The sequence below is a fragment of the Flavobacterium faecale genome, from assembly GCF_003076455.1.
Taxonomy (GTDB): Bacteria; Bacteroidota; Bacteroidia; order Flavobacteriales; family Flavobacteriaceae; genus Flavobacterium; species Flavobacterium faecale.
Window position 1 is genome coordinate 2,114,580 of record NZ_CP020918.1, and the last position, 13,637, is coordinate 2,128,216.

Annotated in this window: 10 protein-coding genes; 3 read left to right on the forward strand and 7 right to left on the reverse strand. The window is 35.9% G+C overall.

Annotated features, from left to right (window positions below; translation table 11 throughout):
* Window positions 1-18: 18 nt before the first annotated feature.
* The 7 genes from FFWV33_RS09245 to trmD form a co-directional block, all read right to left on the reverse strand.
* Window positions 19-681, reverse strand: coding sequence for a thiamine diphosphokinase (locus FFWV33_RS09245; protein WP_108740646.1), 663 nt, complete (start codon window positions 679-681; stop codon window positions 19-21).
* 121 nt (window positions 682-802) lie between these two features.
* Window positions 803-1,624, reverse strand: coding sequence for a DUF4249 domain-containing protein (locus tag FFWV33_RS09250; protein WP_108740647.1), 822 nt, complete (start codon window positions 1,622-1,624; stop codon window positions 803-805).
* 4 nt (window positions 1,625-1,628) lie between these two features.
* The gene (locus FFWV33_RS09255; RefSeq protein ID WP_108740648.1) at window positions 1,629-4,037 is read right to left on the reverse strand and encodes a TonB-dependent receptor; all 2,409 of its coding nucleotides are present in this window, start codon (window positions 4,035-4,037) and stop codon (window positions 1,629-1,631) included.
* Between the two features lie 132 nt (window positions 4,038-4,169).
* Entirely contained in the window at window positions 4,170-6,407 is a 2,238-nt protein-coding gene (locus FFWV33_RS09260; RefSeq protein ID WP_108740649.1) for an NADP-dependent isocitrate dehydrogenase, read from the reverse strand.
* 599 nt (window positions 6,408-7,006) lie between these two features.
* Window positions 7,007-7,357 carry a 50S ribosomal protein L19 gene (rplS, locus tag FFWV33_RS09265; protein WP_108740650.1) on the reverse strand — a complete coding sequence of 117 codons (351 nt, stop codon included), beginning with the start codon at window positions 7,355-7,357 and terminating at the stop codon, window positions 7,007-7,009.
* A 514-nt stretch (window positions 7,358-7,871) separates the two neighbouring features.
* Window positions 7,872-8,234, reverse strand: a complete 363-nt coding sequence (locus FFWV33_RS09270; protein WP_108740651.1) for a four helix bundle protein — start codon at window positions 8,232-8,234, stop codon at window positions 7,872-7,874.
* A 377-nt stretch (window positions 8,235-8,611) separates the two neighbouring features.
* A complete protein-coding gene (gene trmD, locus FFWV33_RS09275) occupies window positions 8,612-9,289 on the reverse strand; it encodes a tRNA (guanosine(37)-N1)-methyltransferase TrmD (protein ID WP_108740652.1) in 678 nt (225 codons plus the stop codon).
* Window positions 9,290-9,463: 174 nt separating this feature from the next.
* On the opposite strand from trmD, the gene FFWV33_RS09280 reads away from it, so the two are divergent.
* The 3 genes from FFWV33_RS09280 (at window position 9,464) to FFWV33_RS09290 (ending at window position 13,607) form a co-directional block, all read left to right on the forward strand.
* Window positions 9,464-11,587 (forward strand): M3 family metallopeptidase, encoded by a 2,124-nt coding sequence (locus FFWV33_RS09280; RefSeq protein ID WP_108740653.1) that lies wholly within the window; start codon window positions 9,464-9,466, stop codon window positions 11,585-11,587.
* A gap of 243 nt (window positions 11,588-11,830) precedes the next feature.
* The gene (locus tag FFWV33_RS09285; protein WP_108740654.1) at window positions 11,831-12,826 is read left to right on the forward strand and encodes an alpha/beta fold hydrolase; all 996 of its coding nucleotides are present in this window, start codon (window positions 11,831-11,833) and stop codon (window positions 12,824-12,826) included.
* Window positions 12,827-12,938: 112 nt separating this feature from the next.
* Window positions 12,939-13,607, forward strand: a complete 669-nt coding sequence (locus tag FFWV33_RS09290; protein ID WP_108740655.1) for a peroxiredoxin-like family protein — start codon at window positions 12,939-12,941, stop codon at window positions 13,605-13,607.
* Window positions 13,608-13,637 lie beyond the last annotated feature (30 nt).

Sequence of the window (13,637 nt, forward strand, 5' to 3'; positions counted from 1 at the left end):
AGCTTTTTTAGGATTAAATCAATCCATACATTCCATTAGTAGTAAATCACCTTCTAAATGTTCAATTTTTACTATTCCGTCTTTGGTTACGTGATTGCTACTGCCAGTCTTGTAGCCTATCGTTAAGCTTTCATTAGTAAGGGGGTAGAATAAATTTTCAGACGCAATTCCGGTTACGGTCCCAATCGGAATTAGTGAAATAGGTGTGCCTTCGGTATACCATTTTTCGAACTTTCGATTCAATAAAAACACTTTGGAATGGTCGTCCAAAATCACAATTTTTAAGAGGTTACGGTAGCGTACGATATTGGTCAAATTAGTAATTGTATGGTCGGCTCTTCTACCGGTTGCCCAAACTACATTGACGGCAGGTATCTTTTTTTCGATCAAATAATCAAATGCTTTTTCAAGATCGGTTTTGTTTTGATCAGGCGTATGTATTATTTCTATCGGGTATTGTTTCTCTTTGTAATAATTGGGATCAAATCCACGGTCAAAGTCACCTAATAAAACATCAACCTTGATATCTAATTTCATGACACGTTCCATTGCCGAATCAAGTACGATTACGATTGGAGACCATTCTAATAACTGACCTAATAATTCAGGGTTACAAGCCGCCCCATTGGCAATTATTAATGCTGGTTCTTGATCGTCTCTTACAATATGATGTGATGACATAGGTGTTGTTTGATGGGTAAAGATACTGAAATTCCAATTGCGCTATTTTGAATTATCGAATGACATGCAAGCAGAAGTAAACTTCTATTTTGTTTTTTTTCGAAAATTCTAATTCACAAGATTATTTGATGGTAAACACACGACTGTCTATTTCGGTCAATGCAAAATAACCCAAAGCATAATTATCCTTGTTGGTTGTGTTAATGATGTTTCCACGTACCGTTGCAGGTGGCGCTTGAAAGGGACCGCCGCTACTCCCGCCAGCAATACTTATTAGGATACTCATATAGTTATAATATGTTTTTGATATACCATAATGCGTAACGCTCACTTCGTCCCCGATTTTTAAATCATCATTTTGAGACAAGCTAAAGAATTTGTTGCCTTGAAAAAAGGTATCTATGTCACCATAAAATGTCTGAGTTACTTGACCGGTATAACTGTATTGGTACAAATAGTAATTGGTCTCTGGTGCAGGATCAGTAAAGTATGTTTTAAGTTGAATGTCTTTACCTGTAAATCCACCGTCGTTTTTTTGCTCGATTTCATCAATGGGAGCAACCGATTTTAATATTTCGGAGGCAGTATACGTTTGTCCGTTAGCAATTACGGTTAGCGTATAGGTTTCATTGATTTTAGGAACAAAATTAGAGCAACCGTATTCGCCAGATGTTGCAATTTCGTTAAAGGTGAAAACGGTATTACTACTATTTTTCACTGTTATTTTCGCACCAGATACCGTCGGAATGATGTTTGAAAAATAAGATGTAGTAGTGGTTAATTTGATCTTTTGGTTATTTCCTGCTGTTCCTTTTTGCCATTTTATGGTGGCTTCGATAACTAGTTTTGGCGCTGCTGTATCTAGGTCAACTTGAACAACCTCTTCGCAACTACTAGATACTAGTGTTACAATAAAGAGTAGGAGTAGGGATATCTTTTTCATTTTCTTAAAATTTAAAATTATAACTTACTGCTGGCACCATTCCGAATATCGAAGTTCTAACGGCTTCATTGGTACCTGTATCAGAGTTTTGTCTAAAATTGATCGAAGCAGCATTCTTACGGTTATAAAGGTTGTAGATACTAAATACCCATTCACCTTTCCAATCTCTATCTTTATTTTTTGTTGGAGTTAGGGTTGCAGAAACATCAAGATGGTGATAAGCAGGTAATCGGTTTTCGTTTCGTAAACCATAGCTCGGTACAACAATACCAGAATAAGAATATTGCCCATTTGGATACGTTACAGGTTGCCCTGTTTGCAATACGAAATTGGCGCCAAAAGTCCATTTTTCACTTTTTTTGTAAGCTGCTGTTACGGCGAGATTATGCGTTTTATCATATATCGAGTTGTACCAGTTACCATTGTTTATTCCTATTTCGTCTGCTGTTCGTCCAGGGGTTTGTTGTTGTGATTTTGATAAGGTGTAGGAAATCCATCCATTTAATTTACCTTCATTTTTTCGAAACATAATTTCAAGCCCATAAGAACGCATTCGACCATTTAGAATAATTTGTTCTATAGCTTTGTTTGCAATCAAGTCGGCACCGTCAATATAGTCCAGTCTATTTTGTATTTTTTTGTAATAGGTTTCAATATCCAAAGAATACATATTATCACTGAAATTTTTAAAATACCCAACCGCGACTTGATCTGCTATTTGGGGTTTGATAAAATTGTCACTCGGTGTCCAAACGTCTAGTGGAGTAGGCGAGGAGGTGTTGGAGATGAGCTGCAGGTATTGCACCATTCGATTATAACTACCCTTAAGCGAACTGTCTTCGTTGAGTTGGTATGAAAGTGCTAATCTTGGCTCGAGATAATTGTAGCTTTGAATTACTTTGTTTTTATTATAAAATTCGGTTCCAATTGGAGTCGCTTTCTCGTAAATCTGCTGATCTGCATTAAAGGTTACGGGGTTGTTATTCTCATAAATATTTACTGTTGATTGTCCTAATCTATAAAACATACTATATCGTAAACCATAGGTAACTGCTATGCGCTTAGAGATTTCTTGCTCGGCGCTTACATATAAGGCAGGTTCGAAAGCGTATTTTTTGTCTAATTGGTCAAAGTTAATTCCGGAATCAAGATTAGAAGGCTTGATTGTTCCTGGATTGAAAGAATAGTAAATTGCATTAAGGCCATAACTAAGTTTGAATTTGTCTGAAATATAGTTTTTAAAGTCATATTTCAAGTTATAATTCTTGATCCCAGAGTCCCATTTAAAACCAACAAAATCAAGATCTAAACCATAATAATAATCACTGTAAATAAGTGATAGATTGGTGAATAATTTATCTGAGAAAAGGTGGTTCCATCTCAAATTTAAGGTAGCGTTCCCATAAGTATTGGAGAAACTCTTGCTAATGGCAAATACATCACGACCAAAATAACCAGAAAGATATAAGTTGTTGTTTTCGTTTAGTTTATAGCTCAATTTGGTGTTTAAGTCGTAAAAATAAGCAGTATTGTTTTTTTGATCTTCAGATAGTTTCAAAAATAAATGGGCGTAAGAACTACGTCCGCCAATCAAGAAAGATCCTTTGTTTTTTACTAATGGTCCTTCGAGTAAAATTCGACTAGCAATCAATCCTATACCACCGCTGGCATGAAAAGATTTGCTGCTTCCGTCTTTTTGATAAATATCTAATACAGAAGAAGCTCTACCACCAAAGTTAGCCGGTATTCCGCCTTTGTATAATTTTAAATCTTTGATAGCATCGGGGTTGAAAACCGAAAAGAAACCAAATACGTGTGAGGAGTTGAAGATAGTAGCTTCATCCAAAAGAATTAAGTTTTGATCTGCTCCACCACCACGCACGTTAAACCCCGAGGCACCTTCACCTGCATTGGTAACACCTGGGAGTAATAGCAATGATTTAATTACATCAACTTCTCCAAGAACAACAGGCATTTTCTTTATCGAAGAGATGGAGAGTCTGTTAACGCTCATCTCGGGCTTTCTGATAGGGGTACTCGTATTTGTGCCTGTGACGATTACCTCTTTCAACATTTCTTCACTGTCAGATAGGTTGAAGTTAAGTCTGGTATTTTTATCTAAGGTGATTTTTTTTGAAACATTTTCGAAACCGATGTAGCTAACTTGTACGGTATAAGATCCTTGGGGGAGGGTTATCGAATAAAAGCCGTACTGATTGGTATTTATACTTGATTTTGTTTCTTCGACATATAAATTTACACCAATTAAAGTTTCGTTATTTTTTGAATCAGAAATAACACCACTCAAAGTGAATTTTTGATTTGAAACGGTTGCTTTGTCTTCAGTTTGAGCGAAAATTGGCAAGCAAAAAAGAAAGGTTAAAGTAAATGCAAAAAGTTTACAGTTCAACATACGTTAAATTATTTAAGATGCAAATTTGGTAAAATTATAGGTAATTCACTAGCAAACAAACTTTAAAAGTCTGTTAATAAAAAAAGACAACCTTTGAGGGTTGTCTTTTAGTGTATTTATATTTGAAAAAAATTATGCTGTTTTCAATGCAGTAATTTTATCCATAATCGAATTAAATGTTGCGCTAGGACGCATTGCTTTACTCAATAATGCAGGAGTTGGTTGGTAGTGACCACCAATTGCTTGAGGTTTACCTTGAGCTCCGATTAATTCAGCATTGATTGTAGCTTCGTTATCCGTAAGTTCTTTTGCAATTGGAGCAAAAATAGCTTGCAATTCAGAGTCTTTAGTCTGTGCAGCCAAAGCTTGTGCCCAGTACATTGCTAAGTAAAATTGAGAACCACGGTTATCAATTCCACCCACTTTTCTAGCAGGAGATTTGTCGTTTTTCAAGAACGCATCATTTGCTTGGTCCAAAGTCTCAGATAAGATAATTGCTTTTTCATTGTTTAATGATTGACCTAAATGCTCCAAAGAAGCGCCAAGTGCCAAAAATTCTCCTAATGAATCCCAACGTAGGTATCCTTCTTGTGTAAATTGTTCAACGTGCTTTGGAGCAGATCCACCAGCACCAGTTTCGAACAAACCACCACCGTTCATCAACGGAACGATAGATAGCATTTTTGCAGATGTTCCAACTTCAAGAATTGGGAATAAATCTGTTAAATAGTCACGCAAAACGTTTCCGGTTACAGAGATAGTATCCAATCCTTTGATGATTCTCTCACAAGTGAATTGAGTAGCAGCAATAGGATCCAGGATACGAATATCTAAACCTGTTGTATCGTGATCTTTTAAGTATAAGTTTACTTTTTTGATGATTTCTCTATCGTGTGCTCTGTTTTCGTCTAACCAGAAAACGGCAGGAGTAGCAGACAAACGAGCTCTATTTACAGCTAGTTTTACCCAGTCCTGAATTGGAGCATCTTTTGCTTGACACATTCTAAAAATGTCATTTGCTTCAACCGCTTGCTCCATCACTACATTTCCGTTCACCTCAACTACGCGTACAGTACCGCTAGCCGATATTTGGAAAGTTTTGTCATGAGAACCATATTCTTCTGCTTTTTGAGCCATCAAACCTACGTTTGGAACAGATCCCATTGTAGTTGGGTCAAAAGCGCCATGTTTTTTACAAAAATCAATTGTTGCAGTATAAATTCCAGCATAACAACGGTCTGGAATAATAGCGATAGTATCTTGTAGTTTTCCAGCCTTGTTCCACATTTGACCAGAAGTACGAATCATTGCAGGCATAGAAGCATCAACAATTACGTCAGATGGCACGTGTAGGTTAGTGATTCCTTTATCAGAATTCACCATGGCTAGAGCTGGTCCGTTTTCAATCGCTGCATTGATGGCAGCTTCCACTTCAGCTTGCTCTGGACGACCTGCAATTTTTGCATACACATCACCTAAGCCATTTTTAGTATTTACACCAAGTTCAGCAAACAAAGTAGCGTATTTTGCGAATACATCAGCAAAGTATACTTCTACGATAGCACCAAAGATAATAGGGTCAGAAACCTTCATCATGGTAGCCTTTAAGTGAACAGATAATAAAACACCTTCTACTTTTGCTTCCGCAATTGTTTTAGCAACAAAAGATTTCAAAGCATTCAAGTGCATTACAGAGCTGTCAATGATTTCGCCTACTTTCAAAGGCGTACTTGCTTTCAATACAGTAGTAGCACCGTCTTTTGCAACAAATTCGATTTTTACATCGGTAGCATCAGCAACAGTAACCGATTTTTCACTTCCGTAAAAATCACCTTCAGTCATTGAGGCAACTGAAGTTTTAGAATCAGCAGTCCATGCTCCCATAGAGTGTGGATTTGCTTTTGCATAATTTTTTACTGCTTTTGGAGCTCTACGATCAGAGTTTCCTTCACGTAAAACTGGGTTTACAGCAGAACCCGAAATTTTTGCATATTTTGCTTTGATTTCTTTTTCAGCATCCGTTTGAGGATCTTCTGGGTAATTGGGTACGTTATATCCGTGTGCTTGTAATTCGGCAATAGCTCCTTTTAATTGAGGAATCGATGCTGAAACGTTTGGTAATTTAATGATGTTTGCTTCTGGAGCATTAGCTAATTTTCCTAATGCAGCCAATGAATCTTTTACTTTTTGATCCTCAGTCAAAAACTCAGGGAAGTTTGCTAAGATACGAGCAGCAACAGAGATGTCTTCTGTTTCAATTTCGATTCCTGCAGTAGAAGTAAAAGCTTGTACAATAGGTAAAAAAGAATAAGTAGCTAACAAAGGTGCTTCGTCAGTTAATGTGTAAACAATCTTTGATTTTTGTGTCATTTTTTTTATTTTATAATCGTAATTCTTAAAAAAGAATGTGAAATGTATGATTTGCTTTGAATAAAGCCGAGCAAAGATATGAAAAACATGTCATAAAAAGGAGTAGTATCCCCGAGAAATAAGTGATTTATGGTATAAGTAACGACAATGTCATAAAATGTTATTTTTTCAATCGAAAGTCCTTTTTTTGAGAATAATACGGTTGCCATTTAAAGGAGTTTATGCAGCGCTCTCAATCGTTTGCGTAGTTTTAGCGATCATAGTGTAAATAGAGCACATGTGTACGTCGTGAAAGCTCACTTTTATCATTAAAAATTCATTCACTTGTATTATTGGAATAAAAAACAGAAAAAGTATAAGCTGTTGATTTGTAGTCAAGTGTTTTTGGAGAAAACAAATAGTTACTGGTATAGGAAGTTTATTAGTTTATTTATGTTTTAGAAACAACAAATTAATTCGCATAGCTTTTTTTAAATTTAATTTAGCGTCTTCTAGATAGTAAATCTATTTCCTTCGTGTAGAACCACTCATTGTAAGCCAAAAAAAAGTCCCAAATCCGATTAATCGGACTGGGACTTTTATGATAAAGGGATATTTGACTATCTTCTTTTGTCTTTGATTCTTGCTTTTTTACCAGTAAGTTCTCTGAAGTAGAAAATTCTAGCTCTACGTACAGCACCTTTCTTGTTGATTTCAACTTTTTGTAAAGCTGGCAAGTTCACTGGGAAGATACGCTCAACTCCAACTGCACCTGACATTTTACGGATTGTAAAAGTTTCAGTACTTCCAGTACCTCTTCTTTGAATTACAACTCCTTTGAAAAACTGTGTTCTAGTTTTTTCACCCTCTTTAATTTCGTAATAAACTGTGATTGTGTCTCCAGCTCCGAATACAGGGAAATCTTTTTTTGTTACAAATTCGCTATTAACGAAATCTACTAAATTTGCCATTTTAAATGCTAATTATGGTTTTTGATATAGAGCAACATTCACGGATCTCGCCAGAGGTTGGTCTAAGTGGGCGCAAAAGTACTGAAAAAAGTTTAAAGTTTGTAGTTTATTTTGTTTAAAAATTTATTCAGTCTCGGTTTTCAGTCTCAGTCTCAGTTTTCAGTCTCAGTTTTCGGTCTCAGTTTTCGGTCTGAGTCTTCAATCCTAGTTTTTAGTCTCAGTGATTGGGATGGCTTTCCGTTGTAATAAATATTTTTTCGAAATGTTATCTTAAGTTTAGATAGCAAAGTGAAAACTTAGATTTTACTGAAAAATCAACGATAAAAAATATGTTTAACGTTTATAAACTGAAAACTGCGACTGGCAACTTAAGATTTTACTAAAAAATCACCAATAAAAAATATGTTCAACGTTTAAAAACCGAAAAACGAAAACCGAAAACCGAAAACCGAAAACCGAAAACTGAAAACTGAAAACTGAAAACCGCGACCAAGAACTGCGACTGAAAGCTGAACTAGCATCCAAACTTACCAGGATTATTAATCATATAATTGATCAATTTACCGATTTCTAAACTTTTATTATTTAATGTGTCAAAAGTTTCTTGGTTAATGTAGTCACATTGTAGCGCAAACTGTAGCCAAACATTTGTTTCTGAGTTTTCGGCATCGCTATCGGTGAGTTTGCTTATAAAATGATTTGGATAACGTCTTTTTCTATAAGCTTCTGCAATATTAGCAGATACGCTTCTTGAAGAACGTCTAATTTGATCTGATAGTGAATAAGTTTCTTCCTTAGGAAATGATTTAGTGAGTTTGAAAATCTCCATTGCCAATTCGAATGATTTTTGAAAAGCTAGTAATGATTTGAAATCCATTGCTCTATGTTTAGTTATTCTTATAGTTAATACACAATAAGATTATTCGAATCTACAATTTAATAGTAATGTTTGAAAGGCTTTTAAAATAAGTTTAAATAGAAGTAAACCGTCACTAGGGAATATACTCAGATATTATAATGTGAAATTTACCAGTAAAATTAAATTCAAAGTTTGTAAACTGAAAACGACCAATGAAAATTATGTTCAAAGATAATAGACTAAACACTGAAACCTGCGCTTGCAAAGAGCATCAAAACTATGTTCAACGTTTATAAACTGAAAACTGCCACTGAACACTGCGCTTGCAAAGAGCATCAAAACTACGTTCAACGAGTTAAACTGAAAACTGCGACTGAAAACTGACCACTCAGAACTTATTCCTCCAACAAATCCGGTCTCCTGTTTTTTGTATGCTCATATGCCATATCCTCGCGCCATTGGTCAATTTTCCCAGAATGTCCGCTCAATAACACATCTGGAACTTTCCATCCTTTATATTCTGCAGGTCTTGTATATATAGGACCAGATAATAATCCATCTTGAAAACTATCGGTCAAGGCTGATGTTTCATCACTCAAAACACCAGGGATTAAACGAATTAAGGCATCAGATAAGACCAACGCACCTAGTTCACCACCTGATAAAACATAATCACCAATCGAAATTTCTTTGGTAATAAAATGATCTCTCACACGTTGATCCACACCTTTGTAATGTCCACAAAGAATAATGATATTCTCATACATTGACATAGTATTGGCCATTTTTTGATTTAAAGTTTCTCCATCTGGCGACATATATATAATTTCGTCATAGGTGCGTTCGCTTTTTAAATGTGAAATACAGTCATCAATAGGCTGAATGTTCATTACCATTCCGGCGCCACCACCGTATGCGTAGTCATCTACACTTTTTTGTTTGTTGGTAGTGTAATCTCTTAAATTATGAAAATGAACTTCTACCAGTCCTTTGTCAATAGCACGTTTCATAATCGAAGCTTCAAACGGACTCCTTAATAATTCAGGTAAAACGGTAATAATATCGATTCTCATAATTTTTTCTATCTAATGAATGCGCAAAGATACAAAGTTTTTTAGGAGTTAATAGACCAACACTGATTTTGAAATCAGCCGAAATACAACTCGAATTACGGTTGAAACATTAACAATCGTTAGTCATTGGACTTTACAATTTTTTTTTACATTTATAAAAATTTAAAATAATACATGAGAATCGTAACTAATCTTCTATTGGCGAGTACAGCCGCATTAGCTTTTGCGCCATTGCATTCGATACAAGCACAAAATAAATCTATCAAAATGACAAATCCATTGTTACAAAAAAGCAGCTTGCAATACCAAGCTCCCGCTTTTAATTTGATTAAAGACGCCGATTATAAACCTGCTTTTGAATTTGGATTAGCAGCGCAAGACAAACAAATTACCGCTATAGCAAATAGTCCAGCCAAAGCAACGTTTCAGAACACAGTTCTCGCATTAGAGATTTCTGGTGAAGATTTAAAACGAGCAACTACAGCTTTTTACAGCCAGACAGGTGCCAATACCAACCCAACATTACAGGCATTGCAGGTAGCTTATGCGCCTATATTCTCTGCGCATAGAGACAAAACATATTTGAACTCAAAACTCTACAACCGTTTCAAATCCATCGATTTAAAAACGTTAAAGGGAGAAGATAAGAAGTTAACCGAGCATTATATTCAAGAATTTGAATTGGCGGGTGCTAATTTATCTGATGCAGACAAAGAGAAAATGAAAAAAATCAACGGGGAACTAGCGAGTTTAGGTACCTTGTTTGGAAACAAATTATTAACTGCCCGCAAAAATGGGGCGGTATTTTTTGATAATGAGTCTGAACTTGCGGGTTTACCGACAGGCGAAATTAAAGCAGCCAAAGAAAAAGCTACTGAAGCTGGTCAATCAGGGAAATTCTTGATTGGGTTAACCAATACAACGCAACAACCCGTATTACAAAATTTGACCAATCGTACCAGTAGAGAAAAAATATTCCATGCGTCTTGGACACGTGCCGAGAAAAACGACGACGGAGACACTAGAGAGGTATTGGAGAAAATGGCTCGTTTGCGTTTGCAAAAAGCCAATTTAATGGGTAAAAAGAATTTTGCAGAATGGAAACAGCAAGATCAAATGGCCAAAACACCAGATCGCGCCATGCATTTATTGGCTGAGATTGCTGGTCCTGCTGTCAAAAAAGCAAAAGCTGAGGCACAAGAAATTCAAGACTTAATTGATGCGCAAAAAGGCGGATTTAAACTAGAGCCTTGGGATTGGGATTTTTATGCAGAGCAAGTACGTAAAGCCAAATATGACTTAGACGAAAATCAAGTAAAACCGTATTTTGAATTGACTACCGTTCTTGAAAAAGGAGTGTTTTTTGCAGCCAAAAAAATGTATGGTATCACCTTCAAACAACGCTCAGATTTGCCAGTCTATCACCCAGATGTATTTGCCTATGAGGTTTTTGACAACGACGGAAAATCTATGGCAATCTATTATTTAGATTTTTATACTCGTGACAATAAAAATGGCGGGGCTTGGATGAACAGTTTGGTAAAACAATCGCATTACCAAAACCAAAAACCAGTTATTGTCAACGTGTACAACTTCACAAAACCAGTTGATGGCGCTCCATCATTAATCAGTTTTGACAATGTGACTACCATGTTTCACGAGTTTGGTCACACACTCCATGGTTTATTCGCCAATCAAAATTATGCAACTTTATCAGGTACGTCTGTGCCTCGTGACTTTGTAGAGTTCCCTTCTCAAATCAATGAGCATGCGGCTTTGGATCCAGAAGTGCTGAAAAATTACGCAATTCATTACCAAACAAAACAAGAAATTCCACAAGATTTAATTGATAAGATAAAAAAATCAGAGACATTCAATAGCGGTTATCATGTAACCGAGTTGCTAGCAGCATCGACCTTGGATATGAATTGGCATAGTGTCGAAAACGAAAAAGATTTCAAACCAACCTTAATTTTCGAAAAAGAAGCGCTAGAAAAATACGGATTGTTGGTAAATGAGGTTCCAACTCGCTACCACACACCTTATTTCGCACACATATGGTCAGGCGGTTATTCTGCAGGATATTACGCGTACACTTGGTCAAAAACACTTGATTATAATGCATTTGACTGGATGAAAGCCAACGGCGGAATGACCAGAGAAAACTGCGAACGCTTTCGAAAATACATTTTATCTGTCGGGAATAGCGTAGACTTAAACCAAGCCTTTAAAGATTTTATCGGTCACGATATGGAGATAGAGCCATACCTTAAAAACGCAGGTTTAAAAGATAATTGATTTCAACAGTAAATAATACAAAATGACATTCATAACGGATGTCATTTTTTTTTTGGAGCTATTTCCAGCTTTCCACTATATCTTTTCTTGCTAAAAAAAAAGCAAGAAAAGGATGCCGTTCCAATCTGGGCTAAGCAGTAGACTACCGACTAAATTGGGATCCAAATTGTAAAGTTTTCCTAATAGTTTTTCAATAGAATTGTTTCTTTCTAAATTTACATTTCTAATAAAAACACAGACAACATGAAAATGAAACTAACAGTTGGACTATTTCTATTCACACTGCTTTCCTTCGCGCAACAAGAAAAACTGCAGTGGCTCGATAGTAATTTGAGTAATTATGAATACCCTTTTCCAGTTCATTTTATCACTTTAAATATTCAGCAACAAGAACTCAAAATGGAATACATGGATGTTAAACCCAATAATTACAACGGGAAAAACATCCTACTACTTCACGGAAAAAACTTTAATGGTGCCTATTGGAAAACAACTATTGATGCTTTGACCCAAAAGGGATTCCGCGTTATAGTTCCCGATCAAATTGGTTTTGGTAAATCATCAAAACCAGATAATTTTCAATATACCTTTCAACAACTAGCGCAAAACACCAAGCAAATTTTGGATAGTTTAGGCATTCAAAAGACAGCTGTTTTAGGACACTCGATGGGCGGAATGGTTGCCGCTCGTTTTGCATTAATGTTTCCTGAAGTAACGGAGAAATTAATCTTAGAAAATCCAATAGGACTAGAGGACTGGAAATTAAAGGTTCCGTATCAGTCAGTAGATTGGTGGTACAAAGGCGAGTTGAACCAGAGTTATGACAAAATCAAAAAATACCAACTAGATAGTTATTATGATGGCAAATGGAAACCAGAATATGATCAATGGGTAAATCTACTCGCAGGTTGGACGCTGAATTCTGATTTTAAAAAATTAGCTTGGAATTCGGCCTTAATGTATGATATGATTTTTACTCAACCTGTTGTATACGAATTTCAGAATATAAAAGCACCGACACTTTTAATCATCGGTACCCGTGATAGAACTGCATTAGGAAAACCATTAGTATCCGAGGACGTCCGCAAAACAATGGGGCTGTATGAGAATTTGGGTAAAGAAACCCAAAAGAAAATAATAGGATCAAAATTAGTCGAAATCCCAAACATTGGTCACATGCCACACATTGAAAGTTTTGACAAGTTTATTAATCCGCTACTTGACTTTTTAGAAAAATAATTAACAGAACAAAATCCAAAGAAGGGAAATATTGTAACCTTTTCAGGAAATATTGACAATTGGTTTTGATATGACCTTTGTAAATTTGTACCACAATTAAAAAACATACACAATGAGCACAGCAAATAGCACTATAGGATTACAAAATACACTAGACAACGCAAAAAATACTTGGGAAGCAACAGCGCCTGAGCAAATCAAAGAAATATATGCAGATGGTATTGCAGACGTAATTCGTCAAAACGTAATAGCAAACGCTAAGAAAAACGATGATATCGCTCCTGATTTTACCTTAACAAATGCAGTTGGTAAAGAAGTTTCTTTGAGTGAATTATTGAAAAAAGGTCCAATTGTATTGACTTGGTACAGAGGTGGATGGTGTCCTTATTGCAACATGACTTTACATTATTTGCAAGAGCAATTACCAAACATTCAATTAAAAGGGGCGAACTTATTAGCTTTGACTCCCGAATTACCAGACAAATCAATGTCTACTGCTGAAAAGCACCAATTACAATTTGAAGTATTGAGCGATGTTGGAAACAAAGTAGCCAAAGAATACGGAATCGTTTTCAAATTAACGGATGATGTTGCTGATTCGTACCAAAAAGGTTTTGACCTACACGGTTACAACGGTGACGAGTCAGATGAGTTGCCATTGGCTGCTACCTATGTAATTGGTCAAGATGGTAAAATAGTCTATACCTTTTTGGATGCTGAATACAGAAACAGAGCAGAAGCTGAACCGATCCTAAAAGCACTTGATAATTTGAATAATTAAATTTATTCAAGCTACAAACTTGTACCCTCA

Excerpts from the sequence above, each read along its gene's own strand:
- FFWV33_RS09245 (WP_108740646.1), bottom strand. The coding sequence starts at position 681 with ATGTCATCACATCATATTGTAAGAGACGATCAAGAACCAGCATTAATA.
- FFWV33_RS09285 (WP_108740654.1), top strand. The coding sequence starts at position 11,831 with ATGAAAATGAAACTAACAGTTGGACTATTTCTATTCACACTGCTTTCC.
- FFWV33_RS09260 (WP_108740649.1), bottom strand. The coding sequence starts at position 6,407 with ATGACACAAAAATCAAAGATTGTTTACACATTAACTGACGAAGCACCT.
- trmD (WP_108740652.1), bottom strand. The coding sequence starts at position 9,289 with ATGAGAATCGATATTATTACCGTTTTACCTGAATTATTAAGGAGTCCG.
- FFWV33_RS09280 (WP_108740653.1), top strand. The coding sequence starts at position 9,464 with ATGAGAATCGTAACTAATCTTCTATTGGCGAGTACAGCCGCATTAGCT.
- FFWV33_RS09250 (WP_108740647.1), bottom strand. The coding sequence starts at position 1,624 with ATGAAAAAGATATCCCTACTCCTACTCTTTATTGTAACACTAGTATCT.
- FFWV33_RS09255 (WP_108740648.1), bottom strand. The coding sequence starts at position 4,037 with ATGTTGAACTGTAAACTTTTTGCATTTACTTTAACCTTTCTTTTTTGC.
- rplS (WP_108740650.1), bottom strand. The coding sequence starts at position 7,357 with ATGGCAAATTTAGTAGATTTCGTTAATAGCGAATTTGTAACAAAAAAA.
- FFWV33_RS09290 (WP_108740655.1), top strand. The coding sequence starts at position 12,939 with ATGAGCACAGCAAATAGCACTATAGGATTACAAAATACACTAGACAAC.
- FFWV33_RS09270 (WP_108740651.1), bottom strand. The coding sequence starts at position 8,234 with ATGGATTTCAAATCATTACTAGCTTTTCAAAAATCATTCGAATTGGCA.